27 protein-coding genes and 4 pseudogenes are annotated in these 26,495 nt (G+C 39.3%); 20 read left to right on the top strand and 11 right to left on the bottom strand.

Annotated elements, in window-relative coordinates; translation table 11 throughout:
• Positions 1-51: 51 nt before the first annotated feature.
• The 7 genes and pseudogenes from tenI to GJB59_RS00045 form a co-directional block, all read left to right on the top strand.
• Positions 52-618: pseudogene (gene tenI / locus GJB59_RS00015) on the top strand (thiazole tautomerase TenI); the annotation flags it as partial.
• Positions 619-651: 33 nt separating this feature from the next.
• Positions 652-1,788, top strand: a pseudogene (gene thiO, locus GJB59_RS00020) (glycine oxidase ThiO).
• Between the two features lie 5 nt (positions 1,789-1,793).
• A complete protein-coding gene (gene thiS / locus GJB59_RS00025) occupies positions 1,794-1,997 on the top strand; it encodes a sulfur carrier protein ThiS (protein WP_142829755.1) in 204 nt (67 codons plus the stop codon).
• Positions 1,998-1,999: 2 nt separating this feature from the next.
• Positions 2,000-2,767, top strand: coding sequence for a thiazole synthase (locus tag GJB59_RS00030; RefSeq protein WP_142829753.1), 768 nt, complete (start codon positions 2,000-2,002; stop codon positions 2,765-2,767).
• A complete protein-coding gene (locus GJB59_RS00035) occupies positions 2,764-3,783 on the top strand; it encodes a thiazole biosynthesis adenylyltransferase ThiF (protein WP_142829750.1) in 1,020 nt (339 codons plus the stop codon). Before GJB59_RS00030 ends, GJB59_RS00035 begins: the two co-directional genes overlap by 4 nt.
• Positions 3,784-3,884: 101 nt before the next feature.
• Entirely contained in the window at positions 3,885-4,637 is a 753-nt protein-coding gene (locus GJB59_RS00040; protein ID WP_142829748.1) for a 3-oxoacyl-ACP reductase, read from the top strand.
• Between the two features lie 80 nt (positions 4,638-4,717).
• Positions 4,718-5,900, top strand: a pseudogene (locus GJB59_RS00045) (LLM class flavin-dependent oxidoreductase).
• 225 nt (positions 5,901-6,125) lie between these two features.
• On the opposite strand, the gene GJB59_RS00050 reads toward GJB59_RS00045, so the two are convergent.
• Positions 6,126-6,416, bottom strand: coding sequence for a type II toxin-antitoxin system RelE family toxin (locus GJB59_RS00050; RefSeq protein WP_142829744.1), 291 nt, complete (start codon positions 6,414-6,416; stop codon positions 6,126-6,128).
• Between the two features lie 3 nt (positions 6,417-6,419).
• On the bottom strand, positions 6,420-6,740 hold the full coding sequence (locus GJB59_RS00055; RefSeq protein ID WP_142829742.1) for a hypothetical protein: 321 nt from the start codon (positions 6,738-6,740) through the stop codon (positions 6,420-6,422).
• Positions 6,741-7,528: 788 nt separating this feature from the next.
• On the opposite strand from GJB59_RS00055, the gene GJB59_RS00060 reads away from it, so the two are divergent.
• Complete coding sequence (locus GJB59_RS00060) at positions 7,529-7,825, top strand: hypothetical protein (RefSeq protein ID WP_142829740.1); 297 nt, start codon at positions 7,529-7,531, stop codon at positions 7,823-7,825.
• 826 nt (positions 7,826-8,651) lie between these two features.
• Here the strand turns inward: GJB59_RS00060 and GJB59_RS00065 are convergent.
• On the bottom strand, positions 8,652-8,822 hold the full coding sequence (locus GJB59_RS00065; protein WP_185960107.1) for a hypothetical protein: 171 nt from the start codon (positions 8,820-8,822) through the stop codon (positions 8,652-8,654).
• A gap of 192 nt (positions 8,823-9,014) precedes the next feature.
• On the opposite strand from GJB59_RS00065, the gene GJB59_RS00070 reads away from it, so the two are divergent.
• Both GJB59_RS00070 and GJB59_RS00075 read left to right on the top strand, forming a co-directional pair.
• Positions 9,015-9,629, top strand: coding sequence for a hypothetical protein (locus GJB59_RS00070; protein WP_142829738.1), 615 nt, complete (start codon positions 9,015-9,017; stop codon positions 9,627-9,629).
• A 126-nt stretch (positions 9,630-9,755) separates the two neighbouring features.
• A complete protein-coding gene (locus tag GJB59_RS00075) occupies positions 9,756-10,316 on the top strand; it encodes a hypothetical protein (RefSeq protein WP_142829736.1) in 561 nt (186 codons plus the stop codon).
• Between the two features lie 388 nt (positions 10,317-10,704).
• On the opposite strand, the gene GJB59_RS00080 is transcribed toward GJB59_RS00075, so the two are convergent.
• The 3 genes from GJB59_RS00080 to GJB59_RS00085 form a co-directional block, all read right to left on the bottom strand.
• Positions 10,705-10,938 carry a hypothetical protein gene (locus tag GJB59_RS00080; protein ID WP_142829734.1) on the bottom strand — a complete coding sequence of 78 codons (234 nt, stop codon included), beginning with the start codon at positions 10,936-10,938 and terminating at the stop codon, positions 10,705-10,707.
• Between the two features lie 101 nt (positions 10,939-11,039).
• Positions 11,040-11,174 (bottom strand): hypothetical protein, encoded by a 135-nt coding sequence (locus tag GJB59_RS19165; protein WP_268951294.1) that lies wholly within the window; start codon positions 11,172-11,174, stop codon positions 11,040-11,042.
• Between the two features lie 204 nt (positions 11,175-11,378).
• Positions 11,379-11,597 carry a MerR family transcriptional regulator gene (locus tag GJB59_RS00085; RefSeq protein ID WP_142829732.1) on the bottom strand — a complete coding sequence of 73 codons (219 nt, stop codon included), beginning with the start codon at positions 11,595-11,597 and terminating at the stop codon, positions 11,379-11,381.
• A 569-nt stretch (positions 11,598-12,166) separates the two neighbouring features.
• Here GJB59_RS00085 and GJB59_RS00090 point away from each other — a divergent pair.
• Both GJB59_RS00090 and GJB59_RS00095 read left to right on the top strand, forming a co-directional pair.
• A complete protein-coding gene (locus tag GJB59_RS00090; protein WP_142829765.1) occupies positions 12,167-12,295 on the top strand; it encodes a DUF3953 domain-containing protein in 129 nt (42 codons plus the stop codon).
• A gap of 117 nt (positions 12,296-12,412) precedes the next feature.
• Positions 12,413-13,165 (top strand): MerR family transcriptional regulator, encoded by a 753-nt coding sequence (locus tag GJB59_RS00095; protein WP_142829730.1) that lies wholly within the window; start codon positions 12,413-12,415, stop codon positions 13,163-13,165.
• Positions 13,166-13,198: 33 nt separating this feature from the next.
• On the opposite strand, the gene GJB59_RS00100 is transcribed toward GJB59_RS00095, so the two are convergent.
• Together GJB59_RS00100 and GJB59_RS00105 are read right to left on the bottom strand one after the other, a co-directional pair.
• Positions 13,199-13,897 carry a CPBP family intramembrane glutamic endopeptidase gene (locus GJB59_RS00100; RefSeq protein ID WP_142829728.1) on the bottom strand — a complete coding sequence of 233 codons (699 nt, stop codon included), beginning with the start codon at positions 13,895-13,897 and terminating at the stop codon, positions 13,199-13,201.
• Between the two features lie 490 nt (positions 13,898-14,387).
• On the bottom strand, positions 14,388-14,639 hold the full coding sequence (locus GJB59_RS00105; RefSeq protein ID WP_142829725.1) for a hypothetical protein: 252 nt from the start codon (positions 14,637-14,639) through the stop codon (positions 14,388-14,390).
• 414 nt (positions 14,640-15,053) lie between these two features.
• Between GJB59_RS00105 and GJB59_RS19060 the strand changes: the two are divergent.
• The 6 genes and pseudogenes from GJB59_RS19060 to GJB59_RS00135 form a co-directional block, all read left to right on the top strand.
• Positions 15,054-15,389: pseudogene (locus tag GJB59_RS19060) on the top strand (lamin tail domain-containing protein); the annotation flags it as partial.
• A gap of 663 nt (positions 15,390-16,052) precedes the next feature.
• Complete coding sequence (locus tag GJB59_RS00115; protein ID WP_425325255.1) at positions 16,053-16,916, top strand: endonuclease; 864 nt, start codon at positions 16,053-16,055, stop codon at positions 16,914-16,916.
• 446 nt (positions 16,917-17,362) lie between these two features.
• Complete coding sequence (locus tag GJB59_RS00120; protein ID WP_142829723.1) at positions 17,363-18,046, top strand: response regulator transcription factor; 684 nt, start codon at positions 17,363-17,365, stop codon at positions 18,044-18,046.
• A 2-nt stretch (positions 18,047-18,048) separates the two neighbouring features.
• Positions 18,049-19,053 (top strand): sensor histidine kinase, encoded by a 1,005-nt coding sequence (locus GJB59_RS00125; RefSeq protein ID WP_142829721.1) that lies wholly within the window; start codon positions 18,049-18,051, stop codon positions 19,051-19,053.
• A gap of 119 nt (positions 19,054-19,172) precedes the next feature.
• Positions 19,173-19,856, top strand: a complete 684-nt coding sequence (locus GJB59_RS00130) for an ABC transporter ATP-binding protein (RefSeq protein ID WP_142829719.1) — start codon at positions 19,173-19,175, stop codon at positions 19,854-19,856.
• Positions 19,853-22,432, top strand: a complete 2,580-nt coding sequence (locus tag GJB59_RS00135) for an ABC transporter permease (RefSeq protein ID WP_142829717.1) — start codon at positions 19,853-19,855, stop codon at positions 22,430-22,432. Before GJB59_RS00130 ends, GJB59_RS00135 begins: the two co-directional genes overlap by 4 nt.
• Positions 22,433-22,579: 147 nt before the next feature.
• Here the strand turns inward: GJB59_RS00135 and GJB59_RS00140 are convergent, their stop codons facing one another.
• Genes GJB59_RS00140 through GJB59_RS00150 form a run of 3 tightly spaced genes read right to left on the bottom strand, consistent with a single transcriptional unit; the run spans position 22,580 to position 24,460 of the window.
• Positions 22,580-23,347: an ABC transporter permease gene (locus GJB59_RS00140; RefSeq protein WP_142829714.1), complete on the bottom strand. Its 768-nt coding sequence runs from the start codon at positions 23,345-23,347 to the stop codon at positions 22,580-22,582.
• The gene (locus tag GJB59_RS00145; protein WP_142829712.1) at positions 23,344-24,234 is read right to left on the bottom strand and encodes an ABC transporter ATP-binding protein; all 891 of its coding nucleotides are present in this window, start codon (positions 24,232-24,234) and stop codon (positions 23,344-23,346) included. Before GJB59_RS00145 ends, GJB59_RS00140 begins: the two co-directional genes overlap by 4 nt.
• A complete protein-coding gene (locus tag GJB59_RS00150; protein WP_142829710.1) occupies positions 24,221-24,460 on the bottom strand; it encodes a PLDc N-terminal domain-containing protein in 240 nt (79 codons plus the stop codon). The genes GJB59_RS00145 and GJB59_RS00150 overlap by 14 nt, the downstream gene beginning before the upstream one ends.
• A 215-nt stretch (positions 24,461-24,675) precedes the next feature.
• Here GJB59_RS00150 and GJB59_RS00155 point away from each other — a divergent pair, with 215 nt between their 5' ends.
• Together GJB59_RS00155 and GJB59_RS00160 are read left to right on the top strand one after the other, a co-directional pair.
• The gene (locus GJB59_RS00155; RefSeq protein ID WP_142829708.1) at positions 24,676-25,194 is read left to right on the top strand and encodes a helix-turn-helix domain-containing protein; all 519 of its coding nucleotides are present in this window, start codon (positions 24,676-24,678) and stop codon (positions 25,192-25,194) included.
• A 281-nt stretch (positions 25,195-25,475) separates the two neighbouring features.
• On the top strand, positions 25,476-26,438 hold the full coding sequence (locus GJB59_RS00160; protein WP_142829706.1) for a helix-turn-helix transcriptional regulator: 963 nt from the start codon (positions 25,476-25,478) through the stop codon (positions 26,436-26,438).
• The last annotated feature ends 57 nt before the right edge of the window (positions 26,439-26,495 follow it).

Genomic DNA, 26,495 nt, shown 5'->3' on the forward strand with positions numbered 1-26,495 from the left:
TTAACTGCCAAAGACTACATTTTTAGAATGCCATAAACATCAACAGGAAGGCAAAATCCGGAACAATTAGCAGATATCATCAGCAGGATTCATCTTGACATCGATTTCATTCACCTTCGTGAAAAAACGAAAACAGCAAAAGAAGTATATGAAATGGTGGAGCTTTTAATAGACAAAAAAGTTCCTCCTTCAAAAATAATAATTAATGACCGGGTAGATGTTGCCTATATTTCAAATGTGAAAGGAGTTCACTTAGCCTATCATTCGTTGCCTGTTGAAACTGTAAAACTGAAATTTGCGGATTTGACAGTTGGCTGTTCCGTCCATTCCCTTGAAGAAGCTCAAATTGCTGAGCAACAAGGTGCTGATTATGTAATTTTCGGCCACGTATATTCTACTCAATCAAAACCAGGGCTCATTCCAAAAGGGTTAGAACAGTTGAGTTTCATTTCCGAATTAATTTCTATCCCAGTTATAGCGATTGGTGGAATAAAACCGACAAATAGTAGGGATGTTATTGTAGCGGGAGCACAAGGAATCGCTGTAATGTCAGGTATATTGGAAGCAGAAGACCCTTTGGAAGCGGTGCAGCAGTACCGTTCCTATTTATCTAGATAATATTTTGCATGCAATGGTTAAGGAGAGATTTTAATGAATAAAACGTACGATGCCATTGTAATCGGCGGCGGAGTCAACGGCGGAGCAATAGCTTTTAATTTGGCGAAAAGAGGAATAAAGGTTTTGTTGCTGGAAAAAGACCAGCTTGTAAGTAAAGCATCTGGAGCGGCAGCTGGGATGCTGGGCGCCTAAGCTGAGTTGGATGGGCAGGGTCCGCTTTTTCAATTAGCCAGAACCAGCAGGGCATTATTTAGCGACTTAGCAGATGAACTGAAAATGACGAGCGGCATTGATATTGAACTTGTGAAAAAGGGAATGCTAAGGCTTGCCTTAACTGATTGGGAGCAACAGGAACACTATCGAATCAGTGAGATCCATAAACAGAACGGGGAACTAGCCGAGTTGCTTACAGGTAAAGAAGCGAGAAAAAGAGAGCCGGCATTGTCCAATGAGGTAATTGGCGCTATGTATCTTGAAAAAGATGGCCAAGTAGCAGCTCCTCAGCTGGCTTTAGGATTTTTAAAATCTGCTTCAGCACTCGGCTGCGTGATAAAAGAAAATGTAGAAGTTCATTCCTTCCATTTCTCAAACGGAAAAATCACAGGTGTTATCACAAGTGAAGGCGATTTTATGAGCAGCAACGTTGTAGTAACAGGAGGAGCTTGGAGCGAGAAGTTGTTAATGAAGATAGGCTTACAGCTCAAAATGTATCCTGTAAAGGGCGAATGTTTTTCTGTACGGACAGAGGTCCCCTTATTATCGAGGACAATTTTCACGCCAGGTTGCTATCTTGTTCCGAAAAAAGACGGAAGAATCATTATAGGAGCAACTGTCATACCGAATACATTTAATCAACAAGTCACTTTAGAGGGAATTTTTTCGTTAATGAAGAATGCAAAAAAAATAGTGCCTTCCATATCACAGAGCGAATGGGAAAGAGCGTGGACTGGAATTCGTCCGCAAACTGCTGATGGCTTGCCTTATTTAGGCGAACATCCCGATTACAAAGGGCTGTTTATAGCGACAGGCCATTTTAGAAACGGCATATTGCTGTCGCCGATCACCGGAGAGGTAATGGCTGATTTGATTGAAGGAAAATCTCCTTCAATTGATATATCCCCTTTTCGTGTAGATCGGTCAATCCGAAAAACCAATCCAATAATGAGGTGAAGAAAATGTTATTGACGGTAAATGGAGATCAAGTAGAAGTACCCAATACAGTGAAAACGATAGCCGAACTGCTGCAACATTTTGAAATGCACCATAAAGTAGTCATTGTCGAAAAAAATGCTGAAATATTGGAAAAAGCGGAACATACAGCAACTCTAATTTCCGATAAAGATAAAATTGAATTAGTACATTTTGTAGGAGGCGGATGAACATGTTGAAAATTGGAAATCACGAATTCTCATCAAGATTGTTATTGGGTACTGGCAAGTATCAAGATTTTGATATACAAAAAGAGGCTGTAGATGTGTCAGGTACAGAGATTCTAACGTTCTCAGTCCGACGAATGAATATATTTGAAGCGAGCCAGCCTAATTTCCTGGAAAATCTGGATGTTTCAAAGTACACCTTACTTCCAAATACAGCCGGTGCCAAGACTGCCAATGAAGCGGTACGAATTGCAAAACTAGCTAAGGCATCAGGTCTTTGTGACATGATTAAAGTGGAAGTAATCGGTTGCCAAAAAACGTTGCTGCCGGATCCACTTGAAACATTAAAAGCATCGGAAGAACTATTAAAAGAAGGATTTATCGTCTTACCGTATACATCCGACGATGTTCTGTTGGCCAGACGCCTCGAAGAATTAGGTTGTCACGCTATAATGCCCGGTGCATCTCCCATAGGATCTGGCCAGGGAATCATTAACCGATTGAATCTTTCTTTCATTATTGAACAGACAAGTGTTCCGGTTATTGTTGATGCCGGAATCGGAACACCTTCTGACGCTGCTGTTGCAATGGAAATGGGAGCAGCTGGCGTCTTGCTGAATACGGCTGTATCCGGGGCGAAAGATCCCGTAAAAATGGCCAGAGCCATGAGACTTGCAATCGAAGCAGGAAGACTGGGGTTTGAAGCAGGACGAATTCCAAAAAAACGATATGCCACTGCTAGCAGCCCACTTGAAGGGATGAGCATCAGTTGAATGGACGATACTCTCGACAGGAGCTTTTTGCACCGATAGGGATAGATGGACAAGAGAAATTGAGGAACAAGCATGTCTTGATAATCGGTGCTGGCGCATTGGGAACTGGAAGTGCCGAAATGTTAGTGCGGGCAGGAATAGGCAATATAACCATCGCGGATCGAGATTATGTAGAGTGGAGCAACCTGCAGCGCCAGCAGCTTTATACCGAAGAGGAAGCGGAACAGCGAACCCCAAAAGCGGTGGCGGCTAAAAAACGACTAACGGCTATTAATTCTGAAGTGAAAATCCGCTGTCATGTTATGGATGTCTCGGTTGAAGAAATGGAGCAGCTTGTAGGAGGCGTTGATTTGATTCTGGATGCCAGCGATAATTTTGATATCCGGATGATTATTAATGATATTTCCCAAAAACACCGGATTCCTTGGATTTACAGTGCGTGTGTTGGAAGTTATGGAATTAATTACACGATTATTCCAGGTAAAACACCTTGCCTGAATTGTCTGCTGGAGAATGTGCCGATGGGGAGCGCAACATGTGATACGGTTGGCATCATCAGTCCTGCTGTCCAAATGGTCCTGTCTTTCCAAATTTCAGAGGCATTAAAAATTTTGGTCGAAGATAGGCTTCATTTAAGAAACAAGCTGGTCTCCTTCGATCTATGGAAAAATCACCAATCATCTATTAACGTCGATAAGTTTAAAAAAGAGGATTGCCCTTCTTGCGGAGCGGAGCCTTCATATCCTTATCTTTCTTTTTCAAACCAAATAAAAACCGCCGTTTTATGCGGTAGGGATACGGTGCAGATCCGTCCTTCCAGACCTATAGACAGAGATTTGGAAAGCTTGGATAAAGCCTTGTCCAAACAGCCTGGAAAGGTTTCACGCAATCCATATCTGCTGTCTTTCTCAACTGAAGAATATCGTCTTGTTATTTTCAAGGATTGCCGTGTTTTGATTCATGGAACGAAAAGCATTCCTGAAGCTAAAACTTTATACCACCGATATTTAGGTTAAAATACCTTTCTCGTAATATTTAATGGAGGTTGTATATTTTTTATTTATCTATCACTTTATTATTTAAGTTTTAGGAACATTAAAAATTAGGAGTGGTTACAATGAACAGAACAGTATTGGTAACGGGTAGTAGTAGAGGGTTAGGAGCGTCTATTGTAAAAACATTGGCACAACAAGGGTTTAAAGTGGTTATCAATTATTATAAGAGCGAAGGTGCCGCTGAAGAGCTTGTTTCTGAGTTAGGTAAAGAGAATGCTATTGCAATTTGTGCCGATGTCACAAATCGTAAAGAAGTTGATGCATTGGTAGAGAAAGCAACGGAATATTTTGGTCAAATAGATGTTGTGGTCAACAATGCGTTGGTAGACTTCAAATTTGATCCTAACGAACAAAAATCCTTTACTCAACTTACTTGGGAGGATTATCAAAAACAGCTAGATGGTACTTTAAAGGCCGCATTTAATGTAGTTCAAAGTGTTATGCCGCAATTTATTGAACGGCAGAATGGAAACATTATAAGTATCGGTACCAATTTATATCAAAATCCAGTTGTACCTTACCATGAATATACAACAGCTAAGGCTGGACTAATTGGTTTTACACGCAATATCGCCTCAGAACTGGGGCAATACGGCATAAAAGCAAATGTAGTTTCAGGTGGCTTATTAAAAACGACTGATGCCAGTTCTGTCACAACTCCGGAAGTATTCGATTTAATTGCTCAATCAACGCCATTGAAGAAAGTAACGACTCCTGAAGATGTAGCCAAAATGGTCGCTTATTTATCTTCAGAAAATGCGGATGGTATTACAGGTCAAAATATTACAGTAGATGGCGGTTTGACAATGAATTAATAACTCAACTTAAAATAGATAGACTTTCAAAAGAAGAATATTTAAAGCAGGCAATCATGACATACATGGAGGTGTAACAAATGAATAAAACTCAGGAGAAACAACTACACTTAGGTGTTTTGCTGTATGGATGTGGGCATCATCAAGCTGCATGGTTAATGCCCGATTCGAGCGTGGAACGCATTGGAGACATTTCCTACTATCAATCCTTAGCACAGTTAGCCGAAACGGGGTGCTTTGATGCAGTTTTTTTTGCCGACAATCAATCATTCCCAGCTAACGATTCTAGTGAAATGCCGGCATTTTGGCTAGATCCAGTAGTCAGTTTAACCGCTATTTCTCAAGTGACAAATTATGTGGGACTAGTTTCTACAATCTCCAGCACCTTTTCGAATCCTTTCATTGCATCAAGACAACTATTAAGCCTAGACCATATTACTAATGGACGTGTTGGGTGGAATCTTGTTACCTCAATGACAGATTGGGAAGCATTAAATCACAGTATGACAGAACTGCCTTCTCATGACGAACGGTATGAAAAAGCTGATGAATTTGCTGCTTTGATGAATAAGTTATTTCTATCATGGGACAGCAANGCCAGTAGCAATGCAAGCAGGGGCTTCTAAGCAAGGCATCGCATTAGCCTCAAAATATGCAGATGCAGTCTATTCTGTGTCATGGAACTTAAACCAAGCAAAAAAGTTTCGTAAAAAGTTGGAGGAACAGATTAAGCGAAACGAAGACTGCGATCGGCATATTAAAGTATTCCCAGGCTTAGTCACCTATGTAGGTCGTACACATGAAGAAGCTCTTGCCAAAAAATCAGCATTAGATGAAAAATTGCCTGTAGAAACTGCTTTAAAGCGGTTGAGTTTCTTTCTTCAACAAGATTGCTCTAATTGGGAAATCGATAAAAAAGTACCTCCATTACTTCCAGCAGCAGAATTTACAGGTCCAGTTGGACGATACGAAACAATACTGGAAATCATTAATGACACTCGGCCTACGGTAAAAGAACTATTAGGATATCTTAATGCTGGCGGCGGACACTTTACGCTGATTGGAACTCCCGAAGAAATTGTTGATCAGATGGAGGTTTGGCTTGAGGCGGGTGTAGCTGACGGATTTAATCTTATGCCTCCTACATTACCCGGTAGTTTAGAGGACTTTGTTGAGTTCATTGTTCCTGAGATGCAAAAAAGAGACGTCTTCAGAAAGCAATATGAAGGGCATACTTTCCGAGAGCATTTAGGATTAACATAGTGAATTGGTTTAAATTAGCTGGATTAGAAGCGGAGGTCATTTTTTACTGGCCAAAACAATATTCTAATAAGGTAATTGGTTTACATATGTGGGATTATTAGAAGTTGGAGTCTTCGAATTAGAGAATATCTGTTTCAATAAAATAAGAGTCCGGCAAAGCGAGCACTTTAGAAGTGCCGACATGCCGGACTCTTTTTAGTCGGAGAAACCTGTTCTTCATTTCAATTAGCTTAATCGCTCTTCAGCCATTTTATAATTCTTTTCTTTATCACGTTTCCCAATGGCTACAATCTGAATCACTTGGATAGTTCCCTCGGCTTCTCTGAAAATAATCCGGATGCCCATCTTCTTGTTTCTCAGCTTGTTGCATTGCGCCAAATTGCCATGAAGGGATTGGCCGGCTTCCATGCCTCTCAATTTGATCCGGTCCAGCGCTTTATTGACGAAAATCTTTTGGCTGCCATCAAGCTGTTCATAATCTTCCTTTGAATACTGTGTCCATTCAAGCTGATACAACCGTTATTCCCACCCGTCTTCTTCATCAATAACAGGGGATTCAGTTGCGATTGCACCGCGAACTTCCACGTCTGAAAAAGTAGAGACATTTTCAGACAGCAGCCGTTTTTCTGCCATTAAATCAGCCAGTTGATCGTAAAGTTCTTCGATTTCTCTGTTCAAGGACTCGTATTGTTTTTGAGTGAGCATCACACCGGCAATCTTTTCACGGTTAAAGACATACACACCAGCAGCTTCTTGATCAGCCTTCTGAAAAGCTTCCATAGGTGACCGTTTGACATTCGAAATCGAAGTTGTGGGGATATCCAGTATTCTCATCGCCATTTCTATCCACTCCTTTAGGTTATGTCCATTAGGTACTTTTTAAAAGTCTTTTTACTTCTTCTATAAAAACTAAAATGCATTAAGTCCGTAAGACTTTTGCTACTTGTTCGGAAATGGGTACTTTTAGCAACGCTTTTATTTCCGGAATTATCTAGCTATCTTTTTGTTGTTACCTACATTTTTAGGAACAGGTATTGAGTTCACTGCTTTATTAAAGGCTATGCTAATAACTCTCAAATAAGTAGTTTTGATTGATGTCTCTAACAAAAGAGAAGCGTCAATCATTAACTCAGTAGAACTTAAAAATAACTAGGATCTTACTCATGTCCTTCTTATGTAATTTATATTTAATAGTATTATTTCGCAAATCCTTATCATGAAGAATAAACAGCTTTTCGTTAACAGTTTATGGAAAATGATATATTGCCAACCCTTGGAACTTACTAGGTAAAATAAACGTATATATACATACTAGAGGAAAAACATGAAAATCATCAGAGCAAAGGGAAAAATTGATTGCACAATAGAGTGAGTAGGCTAGAAGAATTAGATGCTTTTAAATAGCGAGGTCTGCATTTCTTTTGTTTATAGGCATATATAGTTTAACTTTCGCATTCAAAATAACTAAGGAAAGCCAAAAGCGATTGACGGCTAGCAACGAATCGCTGCTTTTTCATCTTGCTATATTGGTTAGCAATATTTCTTCTCTTTATTTTTTAAAATCCCGTTCATTATTGTAACAGCTATGTGCTTGAAAAATATGGAACCATTGACTAGGAGGTTAACAGATGGGCAAACTGAACGCTTTATCATTTTTTTTATTCTTTATCGCTTTAACCATGCAAATCATTGACACTGTGTTGGAATACGGGAATGTGTCGATTGACTTTAATTATTACTACGATCACTTTCTTCAGTGGGTGTTATTGGCGATTGTTGGGGGTCCTGGAATCGGGTTTATCTTAGCCATATTCGGAAAAAAAGGGAATCCTCGGCTGATTGCTATCGCGGCTAATGCCATCTTTTTTGTTCTTGTTGCTCCATTAGGGTTATTGAACCTTTGGATTATGACTTTTGGTAAATAAACTCTACGGCCTGAAAGAAAGGAATTAATAAGACAATTTAATAGTAATAGTAATAGTAATAATAATAGTAATAGAAAGAAAATTATTTTTAGTTTACATATCCTGAATTATAGGAAGTCGTATAAGAATATTAAAAGAGAAAGGCGATGCTGACTTAATAGCATCGCCTTTCTCTTTTAATTTTGCTTTAGTTTCTAGTAATCGGTCATATACAAGTCACTTATGAAAAAAGATTGCAGTATTCCGTTTAACTACTGTGTTAGGTTGGGGGTCTGGTTATTCATTTTATTTATTTTGCGCATCTTTAAATAAATAAAGATTTGAATCACAGGAAACAGTAAGAATACATATAAGATGGGTTCAAGTTCTATTAACAACAGAGCAAGAAGATTTGGAAGAAATAATAGAATACTCACAAGAACCGATCGAGAGGAAGATTTCACATAACCTCTTATCAAAAAGAAAATGGATAAAATCAGCAGCACATAAGGACCGTAAAGAATAGTAAGGAAGTATAAAATACCGATTAAATTATCAAACATAGATGTCGTTTCCTCCAATGGTAGGTCTCAAAGCAATTAAATTTAAAAACCAATAAATTAATAATACATGCCTTCAATGAAGATGGATCATTAATTTCTTCCGATAACTCAGTGATATGTAAACTATGTCCCATAGCTTTAAAAGCCTGACAGAATAGCCTTTTGAATGTATCTTTTTTCGAGCAAATTCACTTTCTCTTGTGGTGCTTTTAATTTCTTTAGAACAAGGATTTTGAATGTAACTTAATTACACTTATGTTACATTCAAAACCAATAGAAATTTTTTATGGACTGGCTCTTTTTCTTCGGATAGTTGTATAAATCAATAAAATAACAACTACCAGTACATTAGCAATGAAAATATTCAAGATATCTCGTGGATCAGCTCCAAAAAGAAGAAAAGCAGGAATGACCACAATCCATATACCAATAAACATTAGAACAATCTTCTTCATCAGAAATCGACCTCCTTACACTGTTTCCTCTACCCTCTTCTATAGCCATTAAGAGTAATAAGGACGAATTTCTGAATGTAACATAATTGATAATAAGTTACATTCAATCAACGTTATGTAAACTGCAAATTCTAACTAAAAGTGTGATACTAAGAACCAAAGATATCCTTCAATGCAAAGGAGATGAAACTTATGAGCAAGGTCTACATCACTCATGAAACTATTGGTTCGGATGGAGAAATGCTCATGTATGAAGACGTTCAAAACGTTGTAAAGTTTTATATGGGCCCTTCTGAATCCGTTAACGATTCTGATTCGACATGTGAAATACTAACTGATTTCATTTGTACGAAAGCCCTGTTTCCACTCTATCTTACATTTGAACCGTTTACTGGGATGGAAGATGATTTGGAACGCCTTTTTCAAGGCAAAAACATTGAGTACTCATTAAGATTTGAAGGTCTGAAAAACAAACGCCTTCCTGTTTTTAAACTCACAATCGAAACACCTTCTTCACTGTCTTTTGTTCTACAAGAAACTTTTTGGATAGCCTCTAGTAATAACTTCTACGCATTTTCTTTTTCGGATAATATCATGTATAAATCCGTGATAGGGAAAAGCTGGTTTGGACGCGAGAAGACCTGGATGTGGCCACACTTTGACATGAACAGGGCCTCAACGGTTATAGAGATTTGGTATGACGGGGATGGATTTAACCTCTATACAACGGAATCCCATTTCTCAACAATTCAAAAGCTGGCTAGCTATTTTCCGCCCGAAACGTCGATTGTAAACAATGAAGATTGAATGTAACTTAATTGCTATTAAGTTACATTCAAAGAATTATTTAAAGTAGTCTTCTTTTTGGATAAATAAGAAACCAGCTGCTTTCAAACTTCGTCTAATCTTACGTATGAAAAAAGGAGCAGTTGCATGAAGAAAAGAAAGGTTTACCTCGTTATATTAATTTTTACCTTTCTCTATTTCATGATTAGGCTTCTAATGAAAATCGCTTTAATCGAGAAAAGTTATACATTTGTCTACCATGCACATAATTTAGAGCTGTTGCTGCCCTATACCGATGTAACATTAACTGCCCCATTCTTTCTCAGCCTCTATGCCTATTTCAAAGAAGTCCTTGCTATGAAGTATATTTCGATTGCTCTTATGATATTTTTTATTCCCTTTTCAATTGTTGTTTCGTTTTTATCTGTAGTCTTAAAAGACGAACAAAGTCGGCACCCTATAAGTCTCTATGATCAAAATGAAAAGCATTTGCTTATTGTTAATCATGTGAAGGGACTGCATCCCGATGTGGGAGATCCGAGAGAAGTTTATTTGTATAAGAAATTAACACCTCATGTGTACAAAAAAATCGGTCAGACAACCATAGCTATTGAATCGGATGATTTTAAAGACCTTTCGAATCTGAAAATTAATGAGAAAGTAATTTCAGTGGATGTAAATGGAAAAACAATCTATCTAGAAAATTAGCAAATCCACTTTCTCTTAGTACTCTTCAAAGTTCAGTAGAATGAAGTTTTTGAATGTAACTTAATTCACATTAAGTTACATTTGTTTTAAAGAGAAAACTATTTTTCTGTTACTCGATTACTTATTTTCATTGGACGCGTTCTTTTCGTTCTGCGTTTATTACTGATACACCAAATTGCACCTGCAATATAGCAAAGTAATATGAGCAGAATGAAAGTTAGCGGATTGAAAAAAATAGAGTTAGAAAAGGTGTTCCATAATAGAATCTGGGAGATACTTTCGAAGTTATCTTGTTTCTGAATGATTATTTTCCGTAAACCCTGAGCTTTGTTGACCGTATAAATCACTATACTTACTGCTGATATCACACTAAGTACTAAGCTAGTAACTAGCGTGCTGTTTTTTTATATCTTGCTGCGAGTCGCATAGAGAGCTCTGTAGTACCGTATAAAAAATAAAAGAAAAATGGCATGAGAAAAACCGGAATAAACAGGGCTGGATTGCCATTGCCACCACCCGTGCCGTCTTCTGCAACAGTTTCTGTGAAAAAGTTCATCCCGTAGAATCCAATTAATACGATCACCAAAGAAACAATGTACAAAAAAAGCAGCAATTTCCTCATAAAGATTCCTCCATTTTGATCGTTTCTCAAATTAATTTGGACAAGTACTTAATCGCTTGAGATTGAATGTAACTTAACTGCACATAAGTTACATTCAAATCCTAGTCTTTGCCCCAAAACTTCCATTTGGATTTTGCCGGGGCTTTTTTCAATTCGTACAGGTCGCTTTGCACTTGCTGGACGATGAATAATAGTTGTTCTTCTGGTTCTTGGCTCTTTTTCAGTTCATTTTTCATATCAACAAGAACTTCTGTATGATCCACTGGATCCGGTAGTTAATTTTTCGGCTGCTGTTGCATGAGTTGCTGCAGCTCGTTGATTTTCTAGTTCTGGCCTATAAGCAGTTCAACAATTTGGTTGAGGGACTGTGGAGCAACCACTAAATCCGTGTTTATCCGCTTCAATTCTCCTCCGAACCGTTCCAATAATGTAGCCTCAACTTACTCAAAGTCTGTCCGTTTAATCCCTTGCGCTCGCTGAGCTTGAATGGTTTCGGCGATTAACTGGATCCGTTCCACTTGTTCCTCCGTATAAACCCGTTGGTAATTATGTTTCGGGTCTTTTACTACTTCGCCAAGCCAATCTCGTTTTTCCCTTTCTCGGAGTTGATGGGCCTCCAGATTCAATTCTTTTACCAGTCGACTGATTGGAATTCGCACGTTTTCACCCCTTAAATTTAGTCTTAATTAAGTTTAAATGTAGCCTTATTTTATGCTTCTTTTAAACTGAAAGATACCGGTTCAAAGCGATTTCCAGAAGAAATAAAAAAAGAAGATATTATTCTCTAGTATCTTCTTTTTTTCTTCTAAAACTGGAAATTTAAGTTAAACTTTAGTAAATGCCAAAAAGAAAGAAAAGGGAGGAAACAATCGTGTCAAAAATAAACGGTACAAACGGTTTGTTGATCGTTGTGAGTGTTTTATTGCTGGCTTTTGCTCTAGTTATTACTTTCAGCTATTTTAATACCAAACAAATTGACTCTTTAAGCACACAGTGTTCAGAGAATGGTGGGAATACCGAGTTAGAAATACATAGCGCTCTTTTCGCTAGTTATTCGTTTGAATGCAAAAGATAGAAGCCAAAAAATTTATATGAAAATGAGCAAAAAGGAAGGGAGAATTTCTTGTTAACAATTCTACACACTATATTTGGAGTACTGACATTTGGGTTGGCTATTTTTTCATTAATCACAAAGAACTTCGAGTACCGACACTTTATGTTGCTCTCTATGAGTTTGATGTTTTTGATAATGGGAATCAAAGAGTTCCGAAAAGAAAAAAAAGCAACTGCCTACTCTTTGGTTCTTTTATCTGTCTTCGCACTAATTGTAGCCATTCAAGGATTTATACTGTTTTAAAATACAAAAGCGAGAGAGACCAAATGAGAAAAAAAGCATTAGCCTTTTAAAGTAAATGAACTAGTTTACATATCATGACTTTATCAGAAGTTAAAATTTTAGGAGTGAATTTAAGAAGTGGAAAACAAAGAAAGTACAAGTTACTTATCAACGGGCGAATTATCAAAGATTTTGAATATCTCGGTGCGGACGATTCGTTATTACGATCAAATCGCGTTGGTGCGCCCTTCAAAGAAGGCTGCAGGTGGGAAGCGGTACTATTCCAAAGAGGATATCCTGAAGTTGCAAAAGATACTTCTGCTCAAATCGTTGAACCTATCGCTCGAAGACAGTCGGAGTATCCTGGAAGAACAGTCGATGTCTGCTATCTTGCTTGCTCATCAGTCTTTGTTGAGTGAAGAGATGGAGCACCTGACAAATTCTTTGAAGCATACCCAATCGCTATTGAATTTACTGGACTTAAAAGCAATCCTTCACTGGGAGGATTTAATTTCCTTGGTGGCGAAAGAAGAGAAAGAAAAAGATTGGAATCAATATTTCTCTCTGGAACAGCAAGCGCATCTTAAAAGTCAGTTGCCTAAACTTGAAAGCGGGGATAGGACCACTAAAAAGTGGATCAATGTCATCAAAAGGATTGAGCTTTGTCTTAAGAATGGGGTTTCCCCTATCTCTTTGGAAGGTCAGCTTATTCTTGAAGATGTCGATATTCTATCGGAAGAAACGTTTGGCGACGATCCGGAACTGGTTGAGGCTTTTTGGGAAGTGCGCAGATCTCCCGAAGCTTCCGCTGAACTGGGTCTCTATCCAATTTCACCTGCTATTATCAGCTTTCTGGAGATGGCTGCTAAAAAAGAAATCCCTCCCAACTGACAATTGGACCATGGCAGTCTGGAGAGAGAATCGTTAAGCTATGGCAGTCAGGATCACTGCAATCCCGTTAAATATTCCATGAATTAGGATACTTGGAATAATGGATCCAGTTTTTTGATAGACCCATGAAAAAATAAGGCCCGAAACAAAATTCACTGGCAAGGTGTTGAATGTAGGGATATGGACAACCGTAAAAATAAGAGAACTGATCAGCATGCCGCTCAAAACGCCATAGCGGCTGCTGAAAAACCGGTAAAGGAAACCGCGATAAAAGATTTCTTCATAGATAGGAGAAATGATAACGGCCGAGACAAATCCTATTGCAAAGTTCAACAAAGTCATCTGTGACTGGAGACTTTCCGTTTTGCTGTTTTCGGTTCCAACTCCTATAAAAGACATCCCAACAACCAAACCGATGCTCACGATGATCAGGATAATTGTCCAAACGGCTACCAACTTCCATTCTTTTAGAGGAACCGGTTGTAGTCCGACAGCTTTCCAAGATTGTTTCTCGGGTTTCAACACGATGATGTAAAGCGCCGTTGTAAAAATGATGGCCATGATGAAGCCATTCAATGTACCGGCATATAACTTATTTTGAAAAATGTCTAATAGATAATTAAATAATACAGTTTCAATGAAAATCGGAATCAGTACTAATACAAGAAACAGCATATAAATTAACTCCTGCCATCTCCACATTTCATTTCGTTTAAAAGATCCTTCTAACATTATTATCCCTCCAAGTTTCTAACTTCCTATCACCAGAATATCGGGTGACGTAAGGTAACCTGCAAGGATTTCTTTTTATAAATCTAGTTTTGAATCTGAAAGAGAAAAGATTTACTTGATTTTCTTTACTGTTAGCGTTCACAGAAGTTTATTTTTAAGAATATTTGGCCATGCCACTGTACTTTTTGATTATTAGCTTTACAGACAAAAGAGTTGAGCAATTGAGGTTATTTCCCTTATCTTGTATACACCTTTTTTCCCGACCGTTCTCGTTCTCATCATGATGGCCTAAGGCGGGGGAAATCCTTTCACAGCAAAAGCTCTATTTTTTACCACCTTCTTTTTGAAATCGGGTTTCCTTTTCCGCCTGCTGAACTAGTTCTTTAAAATGGTTCCCGTATCTTAGAATGGCAAAAAAAGTTAGCAAGTATCTACTAACTGTGTATTAAGTAAGTAGTAGGGTCGTTAACGTTACTTCTACCGAATGGCATCAATTTATTATCTCGTCAGTAAATAAAGACCGCTTATCCTTTAGATCTTCTATCGCTCGGTCAAATAATCGCTGCCTCTCTTCGAAACGATAGTGATGCCGCCAGTAAACGAAAACTTCTTTAGCTATACCCAGTTTTTTCGAACCTTCTACCGCGTTCACCTTTTTTACTATGCAAATTTCGTACATGATCATCTGTAAAGATTTCTTATACTTACTTTCAATCGCAGTTTTAAAATCATTGTACTTCATTGAAAAACCTCTTATTTTCTCCTTTTTAATAAAACGTAAGAAGAGTTAAACTAGATTGCCTTCTATTGGAAAGCAATAAATATAGGCAGCTAATGGTATGGCTGAACAAATTTTATCTAGCCTTTAGTATTTTGTTAACTTTATGTAAGTTTTGCTAAATAACGTTGACGAAGTGGAAAGCTTTCGGTATGGTTTAGAAGATAATAGAAAAAACTGTAAATTAAATTAGTGGAACATTAAATAATTTACAAAAATCGATTGAAAAAAAACCAGATAAACTAGCGATTCCAACAGAAACATTTTTACAGAAAAGAGGAGGGCAACATTACATTGGACAAAAGAATATGGAACAAATCAGCAAAAGCTTTATTGTCGGTAGGGTTGGTTGCGAGCTTGTGGGTACCTGGTTCACAAGTGGCAGTTCAAGCAGCTGCACCAGCAAGCGATCTTTTTATTTCGGAATACATTGAAGGCAGCAGCTTAAACAAAGCGGTAGAAATTTACAACGGAACAGGCTCTTCAATCGAATTGAACCCTTATTCCGTAGCGTTGTATGCAAATGGCAGCACAACCGTACAAAGTGAAATGGCGCTTTCGGGTACTGTTGCAAGCGGAGATACGGTAGTTATTTATAACAGTGGCGCAGATCCGGTAATTCAGGAACGAGGAGATCAGCAATATAACGGTGTGATCAATTTTAACGGAGACGATGCACTGGTCTTGGAAAAAGACGGAGTTGCGATCGATTCGATTGGCCAAGTGGGCACACGCATTGAAAACACGAAAGATGTTACGCTGGTGCGCAACCCGGATGTCCAAGCTGGCAACAGCGTAGTGGATGACGCATTCGATCCTTCGGCTGAATGGACTGCGTATCCCGCTGATACATTTGAACACTTGGGCAGCCATACAATGAATGGTTTCGGTGAAACACCAGTACCTGCTCCAGAACCGCAGCCAATGGAACCTCAAAAAAGTTTGCATTACGAGAATCTGAAAAAGAAAAAGTTGACGATTGGCCAGCCAAGTGTGTCAGTGACCTTGAGTGGAAAAGCGTCCATCACGGATGGCGTCTATTTGAAGGGGAAATACGGTGAATTTCAGGGTTCGGGGTTTGCGGATGTCAAGGTGGTATTAAGCCCCGCTCGTTCAAATTCAATTTTTGATTTTAAGGGAATTGATGTAAAGAAAGTAGTGGTGGATGGCAAGAACGTTTCTGAAATCAGAGGAGCTGAAAATATCCGGGAGATCGATTTTATCGATGGCGCGGATTATGAAGAGATTCGCTTCTATAATTCGGACGGTGAGCAGATCCCTTCTCCACATTTGCCAATGGAAAATAAAGCACATGTAGCAACGAAAGTGTTTGCCGGGGAACAAGTGTGGGCAGGGGATCGCTTACAGTATGACCTAATGGAATATTTCTCTGATCCTGAAGGGGAAAGCCTTTCCTTTTCATCAACTAAAGGGATAGTCACTGGCTCAAACTTGACGCTCGATTTGCCGGAAGGCTCTCACATTGTCGGTGTGACAGCAAGCGACGGCAATCAAAGCGTCACCCAGTCATTTTCAGTAACGGTGTCTGCAGAAGCTCCGGCGCCAGAGGAATATTATGATACAGCAGATGGCTTGCAAGGTGAGGCTTTAAAAGCAGAACTCCATGAAATTATTGATGACCACCATCAACTCAGCTATTCCCAAGTATGGGACGCATTGAAAACAACGGATGAAGACCCGAATAATTTAAATAACGTCCTCTTACTGTATAGCGGGGAGTCACGTTCAAAATCCTTGAATGGCGGCAATGTCGGCGACTGGAACCGTGAGCACACATGGGCGAAGTCTCATGGCAGCTTTGGAACGGCAATGGGTGCGGGCACGGATATCCACCATTTGCGCCCGACGGATGTCCAAGTGAACGGACTGCGCGGGAACTTGGACTTTGATTACGGCGGCACTGCAGTGCGCGGCTGCGATGGCTGTTTGCGAACAACGACTTCCTGGGAGCCGCCAGATGAAGTGAAAGGCGATGTTGCCCGTATGCTGCTATATATGGCAGTCCGCTACGAGTCAGATGACGCAGTGGACTTGGAGCTCAACGACCAGGTGAATAACGGATCGACGCCTTTCCACGGAAAGATCTCCGTGTTGCTCGAGTGGCATGAACAAGATCCTGTCAGCAGCTGGGAACAACAGCGAAACGAAAAGATCGAAGACATTCAAGGCAACCGCAATCCGTTCATCGACCATCCAGAATGGGCTGAATTGATCTGGTAAGCAGTTGTTTGTATGAAAAATTGTACCGATTTTGAAATCGCTGCTTATGATTTCATATAGCTTTTCTTAAAGAAGACAGTGGGCATGAATATCTGCCCCCTGTCTTCTTTTGTTCGATTGGTATAAATACTCATATATTGCAATCGAACTATGCAATTGTTGAGTAGTTGCTTCAACTTCAAGTATTCTGCGTTCCCGAGTCATACTTGGAAATTTAATCTCAAAATAAATATACCCTTGTCCAAATTGTTTAAATATCAACAATAAATGTTAACCTATTATAAAATGTATATTATAGGCAGGAGAAAAAAAGATGCAACCGTAAAATTAAGCCGCTAAAGCAGCAGTAGCTGCATTTTTTTAAAACCTGTGATCATAAAAAGGATAAGATAGATCATTCATAGTTTAAAATTCAAAATTTGAAACAGAAGGATAGGGGGAACCGCATGAATATCCTAGTCGTTGAGGACGATCGCACCATCGCTTCCGGTTTGACATACTCGCTGCAACAAGAAGGATTTCAAACAATTTTGTGCCATACAGCGGCTTCAGCAAAAACTGCAATCGAACAACAGCTTGGAGACATTGATTTATGCTTGCTCGATTTATCGTTGCCCGATGGAAGCGGCTATGATTTATGCACGCTGGCTAAGACGAAGCGGGACATTCCTGTCATTTTTCTCACGGCGTTTGATGATGAAGTGAACGTCGTCATGGGATTAGACATGGGAGCCGATGATTACATCACGAAGCCATTCCGCATACGTGAACTGCAATCGCGCATCAATTCGGTGCTGCGCCGCTACCAGCACAAGAGTCCATCTAAATCTGTCATGCACCTGGGAGATGTCCAAGTGGACACAGTGAATGGGAAAGTACATAAAGGCGGCAACGAAATTTTTTTAACGGCTTTAGAGTATCGGCTGTTGTTGATTTTTGTTAACCACATCGGACAGGTTATCACAAGAACTCAGCTGCTCGATCGGATCTGGGATGTCGGCGGAGATTTTGTCAACGACAATACGTTGACCGTTTATATCAAGCGGCTGCGTGAAAAACTCGAGGCTGATCCCGGACAGCCCACTCTCATCAAGACCATCCGAGGGATGGGCTACAAGGCAGGTGATTGAGCTTGCTGCGAAATCGTGAAATTCAGTTATTGTTTACTGTACTTGCTTTTTTTAGCCTAGCTGGTGTGGGGCTTACAGCTGTTTTCGGTTCTACTGCAGCTAGTTGGAGTGTGTTTGCCATGTCCATCGTATTGATTGCAACTACTGGAATTTTCACGTGGTGGCGCTACAGGGAGATCGATCGGCTGTCAAGCTATCTGCAAAAAATCAGTAATGGCGATTACCAGTTAGATGTTCGGGACAATACTGAAGGAGAATTGAGCTTGCTTAAAAGCCAAATCTACAAAGTAACGACAATGTTATCGGAGCAAAGTACGACTCTTCATGATGACAAAGAAAAACTGACGAACGCTATCTCTGATATCTCCCATCAATTGAAAACGCCACTGACCTCTATGATGGTCATGGCAGATTTGTTAAGTGACAGCCGTTTCGGTGATGAAAAACGCACTGAATTCACTCGGAATTTGAACATTCAGTTGAAACGGATGGAATGGCTTGTTTCGTCGCTCCTCAAGTTATCAAAAATTGATGCCGGTACGATTGCTTTTAAGAAAGAGCCCATAATGGTCAGGGAGCTCGTCGAAAAAGCGGTCGAACCGCTTTTGGTGCCAATGGATATTAAAATGCAGCAAATCGATATCCAAGGGGCCGACCTGACTGCATTTTCAGGAGATCTGAACTGGACCACTGAAGCGTTAATCAATATTTTGAAAAACTGCGTCGAACACACCGCTCCGGGTGGAAAGCTATCGATTCGTTATACCGAAAATGTACTTTATACTGAAATCATTATCAAGGATAGCGGGAGCGGCATATCAAAACAAGACTTGCCGCACATCTTCAAACGCTTCTACAAAGGCAGCAATGCAAGCGATGAGAGTGTCGGCATTGGCCTTGCCATGGCGTATAGCATCATCACCAGCCAACAAGGAGATATCGAAGTGAAGAGCGAACCGGAGATGGGCACGGTCTTTCATATTAAGTTCTACAAGCAGGTAGTTTAAATGGCTCCTGCTTTTTTTAGTTGTTCTGCAAAGTGACTAGACTGTCACCTTCGAGTCACCTCGCAGTCATGTAGTCTCGTTATACTGAAACAAGAGATTAACATAATGGAGGTTTTCTAATGACGATTGTAGAAGTGAAGAATCTATCAAAAGTATACGGTGAAGGCGAAACCGCTGTGGCAGCGCTTGATGACGTCTCGTTTTCTGTGAACAAAGGCGAGTTTATTTGCATCATCGGGCCATCGGGTTCAGGGAAATCGACGTTGCTTCATTTGCTGGGCGGAGTCGATCAGCCAACGAGTGGCAATGTATCAATCGACCAAACGGACATTTATTCGTTGGACGAAACTCAACTCGCCATTTTTAGGCGTCGCCAAATCGGGTTGATCTACCAATTTTACAATTTGATTCCGATTTTAACCGTCGAAGAAAATATTACCCTGCCTATGCTCTTGGATGAGCAAAAAGTGGATCCGCTGCAATTCAACAAAATTTCGAACGCATTAGGGCTTGAAAATCGATTGGCCCATCTGCCCAATCAGCTCTCCGGCGGACAGCAACAACGTGTGTCAATCGGGCGGGCACTGATCAGCAACCCGGCAATTATGTTGGCAGATGAACCGACGGGTAATCTGGACAGTAAAAATAGTGAAGAAATAATGGATCTGTTGAAAATGTTCAATAAAACATTTAACCAGACATTGATCGTTATTACGCACGATGAGCGCATCGCTCTGCAGGCAGACCGTATTATAACTATAGAAGACGGTAAAGTGGCAAAAGATGAGGTTATCCGGCCATGAATATCATCAATAAAGTCACCATACGTCATTTAAAGCAGAACAAACGACGCTCGCTTGTGACGATTATTGGGGTAATCATTTCTGTTGCAATGATCACAGCAGTAGCCACACTGGGCGTATCGTTTCTTGATATGATGGTTCGCCAGGAAATCGAGAAAAGCGGCGAATGGCATGTCCAATACCAAAATGCAACGAAAGAACAGGTAGAGGCAATCGAACAGGATAGCGCAACTCAAAATACGATTGTCTCAAGCGATGGCTATGCAATCCTGGAAGGTTCCGAAAACGAGTACAAGCCATATTTGTATTTCAAAAACTACGATAAAGAAGGAATGGTACAGTTTCCAATTGCTGTTTCTGAAGGGCGTTTGCCAAATACGGAAGAAGAAGTCGCTATTTCAGAGACGATTCAAGATAATGTTGAAGTGCCTTTTGAAATTGGAGATGAACTGACCGTGGACGTCGGTGAGCGAGTTCAGATAAACGACAACAAACTGTTATCGCAAGTGGACTCGCTTCAAATCAATGAAGGCGAAACCCTAGAAAAGCTGGAAAATTTAGAAACTAAAACTGTAACAATTGTTGGAGTTATCAACCGGCCTGATTGGGAACCAGCCTGGTCACCAGGCTATACGGTAATCGGGTATGTGGATAAAGCACGCGCAGCAGAGGGGCAGGCGCTAGACGTTTTTGTGACTGTTGACAAGCTGGAATCAGAGATTTTTGACCATGCCGATGAATTGGCTGACAAGAATGGGATTGTTGGCGTTGAATTTAATTCCGAGTTGCTTCGCTATTATGGCTTAACAGACAATGACAATCTCCGGAGTACACTATTTTCTTTAGCCGGTATTATTATGGCGGTTATTTTGATTGGTTCGGTAGCATTGATTTACAATGCATTTGCGATTAGTGTGTCTGAGCGGGCTAGACATTTGGGTATGCTATCGAGCGTAGGGGCGACGAAAAAACAAAAACGCAATTCTGTATTTTTTGAAGGCGCTGTGATTGGAATCATCAGTATTCCGATTGGCCTCTTAGCCGGAATCGGAGGAATCGGGCTAACATTTATCTTTATCAACCCTCTTATCGAAGATGCACTCTATATTACGGAAAAGCTGGAATTGGTAGTTACACCGGCTTCTGTAATCCTGGCATGCGGTATTTCAATTTTAACCATTTTTATCTCTAGTTATATACCGGCAAAGAGGGCATCCAAAATATCGGCGATTGATGCCATGCATCAAACTCAGGATATCAAGTTAACTGGAAAAAGTATCAAGACGTCCAAATGGGTCCGAAAAGTGTTCGGCCTTGAAGCGGAGATCGGATTGAAAAACGTCAAACGAAACCGTAAACGTTATTTGGCGACCGTGTTCTCACTTGTCATCAGCATCGTTTTATTTTTATCAGTGACTTATTTTACTGAAGGTCTGAAAAAATCATTAGAAATGTCCCAAAGCGATAATCAGTTCGATCTGCAAATCAGTAGAAGTGAGCTGGACGAAGTTGACTTGATGAATTATGCGCAGTTAGAGCAAGTCACAAAAACTTCACTGATAACAAATGCACAAGCTGAAGCATTCATTGAATCTGACCAGCTTCCCGAAAAACTAACAGAACAATTGGAAATTGGTGAAGCGGTCCTTGAAGATGGGAAGTACCGTTATTATGTCGATATTCAGGGCTTAGACGAGGCAAGTTTTAAAGCTTATGCTAAATCAATAGGCACGGAATCAGATTTGTTTGCAGACAAACTGAAGGCTATTGTCATCGAACAAATATCTTACGAAGACGCAGCTTCCGGTAAATTTGTCGAAACTAAAACCATCAATACGGAAGTTGGAGATGGGATCGAAGTGCATAAGAGCCTTTACAGTGAAACAGGTGAACCGCTTGAAGGAGAGTTATTGACTACATTTGAAATTGCAGCTTTGACTGATCAAGTGCCTATGGGTGTCCAGCAAACTGGACTTGGTGGTCTAACCATTATCGTTCCAAAAAAGACATTTGATCAATTGGATTTTACTGAAGAAGAAAGATCGACTTCCATCTATGCAAACAGCTCTGATCCGATGGCAACTCAAGCAGTAATTGAAGAACAAAACGATACAAATATCCAAATCTATAATATTTATCAACAGCGCCAACAAGAAGAGCAGATGATTATACTGATGTCCGTATTTACCTACGGTTTTATTGCACTGATTTCACTCATTTCCATCGCGAATATCTTTAACACGATATCTACAAGCATTTCCCTTCGGAAAAGAGAGTTTGCGATGCTAAGATCGGTCGGTATGACTCCGAAAGGATTTAACAAAATGATTCGCTACGAAAGCCTATTTTATGGAGGAAAAGCATTGGCTTATGGATTGCCTATCAGTATAGCCGTGATGCTGGTCATGCACCGTTCGTTAGGCTACACATTCCAATATGAATTTTCTCTCCCGTGGATGAGTATTCTTTTTACGATTGTGGTAATTTTCCTGATTGTCGGAGCAGCAATGTTGTATTCAATTATCAAAATAAAGAATGCGAATATCATTGAAAGTCTGAAACAGGAAAATGCCTAATGCACAAGAATAAAGGGAGAGAAGAGGCCAAACAAAGCGTATCTTCTCTCCCTTTTCGTCTGTAAAAGTATCCTGTTACTAACGTTTAACGTCTATATTGACTAGTTTTCTACTTATCTTCTCACACTATTAATTAAGCATTCCTTTTTACGACTTCTTCATCTTCAGGTTCGCCAAGTAAATATTAAACAAGATAAAAAACAAGCACGTGAGAATAGCGAAGTAATTCAAGTCCTGCATCGACTGTAATTGATTTTCTGCCAGGGTTAGAATGCTGCCTGGTGACAGCTGAAACAAAATGTGATTGAATCCTTTTGCAATGATCAAGATCATAGATATTAAAATGGTAGTGACTGCGATGAGAATGGGACTTTTAACGAATGTACTAATCAGAATCGTTAAGCTCACGACGTATAGAATCCAGAAGCTGTATAAAATCAGGAAAAGGAGAAAATTTGAAAAAGAGAAGGAGCCGAATAACATCATTGTATAGGTATACGAAACCGCTGCGCCGATGGAAATGCTGAACATGCTAATCAACCAATGGCTTGCCAGCTTGGATAAGAGGTAGGACGCAAGCGACACGGGGCGGGTCAAAATAAAATCTTGCATGCCGCTGTTGCGATCGCCTGCAATCAGTCCCATAAAACTGATGGTTAAAATGATTAGACCGATTTGATTGAATTGACCGGAAACCGTAGACAGAAGAACTTCAGCAGAGGAAGGAGTGGGCCTGTTCGGATCGATGGTGATTCCGTCGGCCCCACCTACATTTTCGAGAATGATATCCATGTATTTATTGATCAACGGTTGAGTAACACCCAGAATGACAAAGAACAGCGTTAACCAGATGAATTTAAATTCTTTGAGTGCTTCCACTATTTCAGTCCGCATTAATGTATTAAAGTTTGTCATGTATCCGACACCATCTCCAGAAAAATTTCTTCTAACCCTTTTTCATAAAACTCGATGGAAATAGTATTTATTTCTTTTTGGGCGAAATCGTTGACTACTGTCTTCAATTCCAATTCTTCAACCCCCGTTAAAAGATAAGTGTTGTATGAAACGATTTCAATTTTCTCGAAATCAGTATTGGATAAAGTCTCTTTTGCTTGTGGTGAATTCTCTATTTTTACAAGAATTCTTTTCCGATCTGATTTCTGAAACTCGTCATTTATGTTTCCGACAATCATTCCATTTTTTATAATGATGTATCTGTCGCAAAATTCGCTGGCGTCATCCAAAATATGCGTCGAAATGATGATGGTCGTTCGTTTCTTTAATCGGGCAATCAACTTCTTTACTTCATTTCTGCCGATAGGATCTAAGGCAGAAACAGGTTCATCCAAAATCAGCAACAGCGGTTGGTGCAAAATGGCCTGGGCGATCCCGAGCCGCTGTTTCATGCCGCCCGATAATTGTTCCACCTTGTAGTTTTCTTTATCCTTAAGTCCGACTTCTTCTAAAACTACTGAGATGTTTTCTCTTAAAGCCTCATCATCCACCCCCGACAATTTTCCGAAGAAAAGAAGCGATTCTTCGCAGGTCATCCACGATTTGAAGTCCGTATGCTGTGACAAATAACCAATGTTTTTCTTGTGTTGCATGATAGGGGCGGAATTGAACGTAATTTCACCTTGTTCGTGCTGCAGAATGCCAGTGATGCATTTGATGAGTGTCGTTTTGCCTGCCCCGTTTGGCCCCAACAAGCCCACACACTCCCCTTTTGTGATTGAAAAGGAGATATCGCATAAAATCTTTCTTTTTTTTATGGTCTTGTGAAGTTTTTCAACGGTAATCATTTCGAGTGACCTTCCTTCCGATAACTAAATACAAGATGGGTCCTAATGATTGGACCAGCAGGATGGCCACCAGCCAAATATACGGTGCGGTGATCAGATCTTTTCTCTTGAACCAGTCATATAGTGCAATTCCAATGAGTAATAAATTAAAAATGACAACAGGCAACAAAAAAGGAAGTATCATCGTCCATTCAATTTCCAGTAAAGCGGTTATATCCGTATTCATATTAATCACCCTTTCTATTATCATTATCAATAATGATAATAGAAAGGTCAACTACTTTAAAAAATTTATAACTATATTTAATTGCAAGCTTTATCGTGTTTAGGATTATTAGTATATGATTGGAGTACTGATCGTATTCTTTAAGGAATTTGATAACTTGTAAGAACGAATAAATAATAGCTAACTAAACATAAGGGAAAAGGGGATAAAATAGTATGGAATTTGATTTCTTTAAAAACCAAGTCAGGTTTAAAATAGCTTTAGAACTAATAGATGTCGATGAAGGTTTATCGATTATGCAACTGAATAAAGTATTAAAAGAAGTATCGCAAGCGACGTTGTATAGGCATGTAAATTCAATGGTAGAGGATGACTTGCTGAAAATTGTTGGAATAAATCGTAGTGGAAAAGTGGAAGAAAAGATATATGCCCTAAATACGCAAGCTTACAAGATCAGTGAAGAAGATTGGCAGTCGGCTACTTATAGCGAAAAAATAAAATTTGTCACCTACTTTTTCATGTACATTTTACAAAACTATAAAAACTATTATGAAAGTAGTATGGCAAATCAGTCACAGGATCAATCAACATTTTCTCTAGTAAAACTGAACTTAACAAATGATTCATTCAACGATTTTCAAACGGAGCTCGGTACACTAATAGAAAAATACTACAATATGGAAGAATCGGAAGATGGAACTGATCGGACAATTTCGTTGGTTATTATTCCGTGATGTTATCCTTAATGGAGAAGTTTTTCTTTATTAAAATTTGGTTTGCATATGATGCCTCCTCAAAAGCAATTAAAATACAAAGGGATAGAAGATGCGATTTTTTTAGCTTCTCCTATCCCTTTTCGTCTGGAAAAGTGTACTTTTACGAACGCTTTATTTATGTGCATTACGATTATTGGAAAAAAACTTAAGAAATCAAGAAACAAGTAACAGGAAAATAATGATATTATTTTTCAAGAGAGAAAAGAGAGGAAATAAATTTCATATAGAGGGAGAAGAATATGCCTAAAATTGATAACATGTTAGCAATTCTATGGATGCTTCGTTCAGGTGAAAAAATTACTGCCAAACAAATTTCAGAAAAGTTAGAGATGAACATAAGAACTGTGTATCGTTACATTGACACAATCTCAACAAGTGGCGTACCGATAATTTCAGAACCAGGACATAACGGTGGATACACTTTAATGAACCATTTTATTGAGGCTCCTCTTTTTTTTGATTCTGAGGAGCAAATTTCCCTCTTTCACGCTGCTGTTTTTGCGGAAGAAGCCGGATATTATGGAGGGGAAGCACTAAACAGGGCCATTTCAAAACTAAGTAATTACTCAAATCAAGAACAGGAAACAAAGGTAAACCAACATGTAACGAATCTTGAAGTAATCAGCCGAGTAAGTTCGATTTCTGTAGTACCTTTTTTGAAGGAATTGGAGAAGGCCGTAGCTGCAGAATACTCAGTAAAAATTCGTTACCAAAAAAATGGCGAAAAGCAACTAAATGATCGATTGGTCGATCCGTACAGAATACTCTATTGGAATAATCAGTGGTACATGATTGGATTTTGTTATCTTAGAAAAGATATCCGTAGTTTCAGGGTGGATCGAATTGAGAGTCTCACGCTAAAAGAAAATAGGTTTAACCGGCCAGAAAATTTCTCAGCACGTGACTTTTTTATAAAAAATCTTCTTCCAACTATAGATGATAAGGAAGGGATTATTTCTTTGGTTCTTACTGGGGATAAAACTGTATTGGCTGATATTTGCCAACATTGGTTTTTAGGATATTATTTACAAGAACAGACTTCAGATCAAGCAGTGTTTCTTCTGGAAAAAGATGTGATCCTTACATATGTCCCTTATTTACTTTTGCCGTACAATAAATCACTCAAAGTTATTGAGCCAATAAGTCTTAAGAAAAGACTTATTGAAGTTTTGACGGAACTAATAGAATTTCATGAAGTATGATAACTTCCCTGACGGTATCTGTCAGGGAAGTTATTTTATACTAGCTATATCAAATGG

The sequence above is a fragment of the Planococcus soli genome, assembly GCF_016881065.1.
In the GTDB taxonomy this organism is placed as follows: Bacteria; Bacillota; Bacilli; order Bacillales_A; family Planococcaceae; genus Planococcus; species Planococcus soli.

Bases quoted from the DNA above. Each gene is read 5' to 3' on its own strand.
- thiS (WP_142829755.1), top strand. From the start codon at position 1,794: ATGTTATTGACGGTAAATGGAGATCAAGTAGAAGTACCCAATACAGTG.
- GJB59_RS00030 (WP_142829753.1), top strand. From the start codon at position 2,000: ATGTTGAAAATTGGAAATCACGAATTCTCATCAAGATTGTTATTGGGT.
- GJB59_RS00040 (WP_142829748.1), top strand. From the start codon at position 3,885: ATGAACAGAACAGTATTGGTAACGGGTAGTAGTAGAGGGTTAGGAGCG.
- GJB59_RS00055 (WP_142829742.1), bottom strand. From the start codon at position 6,740: ATGGCGATGAGAATACTGGATATCCCCACAACTTCGATTTCGAATGTC.
- GJB59_RS00060 (WP_142829740.1), top strand. From the start codon at position 7,529: ATGGGCAAACTGAACGCTTTATCATTTTTTTTATTCTTTATCGCTTTA.
- GJB59_RS00065 (WP_185960107.1), bottom strand. From the start codon at position 8,822: ATGAAGAAGATTGTTCTAATGTTTATTGGTATATGGATTGTGGTCATT.
- GJB59_RS00070 (WP_142829738.1), top strand. From the start codon at position 9,015: ATGAGCAAGGTCTACATCACTCATGAAACTATTGGTTCGGATGGAGAA.
- GJB59_RS00075 (WP_142829736.1), top strand. From the start codon at position 9,756: ATGAAGAAAAGAAAGGTTTACCTCGTTATATTAATTTTTACCTTTCTC.
- GJB59_RS00080 (WP_142829734.1), bottom strand. From the start codon at position 10,938: ATGAGGAAATTGCTGCTTTTTTTGTACATTGTTTCTTTGGTGATCGTA.
- GJB59_RS19165 (WP_268951294.1), bottom strand. From the start codon at position 11,174: ATGAAAAATGAACTGAAAAAGAGCCAAGAACCAGAAGAACAACTATTA.
- GJB59_RS00090 (WP_142829765.1), top strand. From the start codon at position 12,167: ATGAGTTTGATGTTTTTGATAATGGGAATCAAAGAGTTCCGAAAAGAA.
- GJB59_RS00100 (WP_142829728.1), bottom strand. From the start codon at position 13,897: ATGTTAGAAGGATCTTTTAAACGAAATGAAATGTGGAGATGGCAGGAG.
- GJB59_RS00105 (WP_142829725.1), bottom strand. From the start codon at position 14,639: ATGAAGTACAATGATTTTAAAACTGCGATTGAAAGTAAGTATAAGAAA.
- GJB59_RS00115 (WP_425325255.1), top strand. From the start codon at position 16,053: ATGGAATATTTCTCTGATCCTGAAGGGGAAAGCCTTTCCTTTTCATCA.
- GJB59_RS00120 (WP_142829723.1), top strand. From the start codon at position 17,363: ATGAATATCCTAGTCGTTGAGGACGATCGCACCATCGCTTCCGGTTTG.
- GJB59_RS00130 (WP_142829719.1), top strand. From the start codon at position 19,173: ATGACGATTGTAGAAGTGAAGAATCTATCAAAAGTATACGGTGAAGGC.
- GJB59_RS00135 (WP_142829717.1), top strand. From the start codon at position 19,853: ATGAATATCATCAATAAAGTCACCATACGTCATTTAAAGCAGAACAAA.
- GJB59_RS00140 (WP_142829714.1), bottom strand. From the start codon at position 23,347: ATGACAAACTTTAATACATTAATGCGGACTGAAATAGTGGAAGCACTC.
- GJB59_RS00145 (WP_142829712.1), bottom strand. From the start codon at position 24,234: ATGATTACCGTTGAAAAACTTCACAAGACCATAAAAAAAAGAAAGATT.
- GJB59_RS00150 (WP_142829710.1), bottom strand. From the start codon at position 24,460: ATGAATACGGATATAACCGCTTTACTGGAAATTGAATGGACGATGATA.
- GJB59_RS00155 (WP_142829708.1), top strand. From the start codon at position 24,676: ATGGAATTTGATTTCTTTAAAAACCAAGTCAGGTTTAAAATAGCTTTA.
- GJB59_RS00160 (WP_142829706.1), top strand. From the start codon at position 25,476: ATGCCTAAAATTGATAACATGTTAGCAATTCTATGGATGCTTCGTTCA.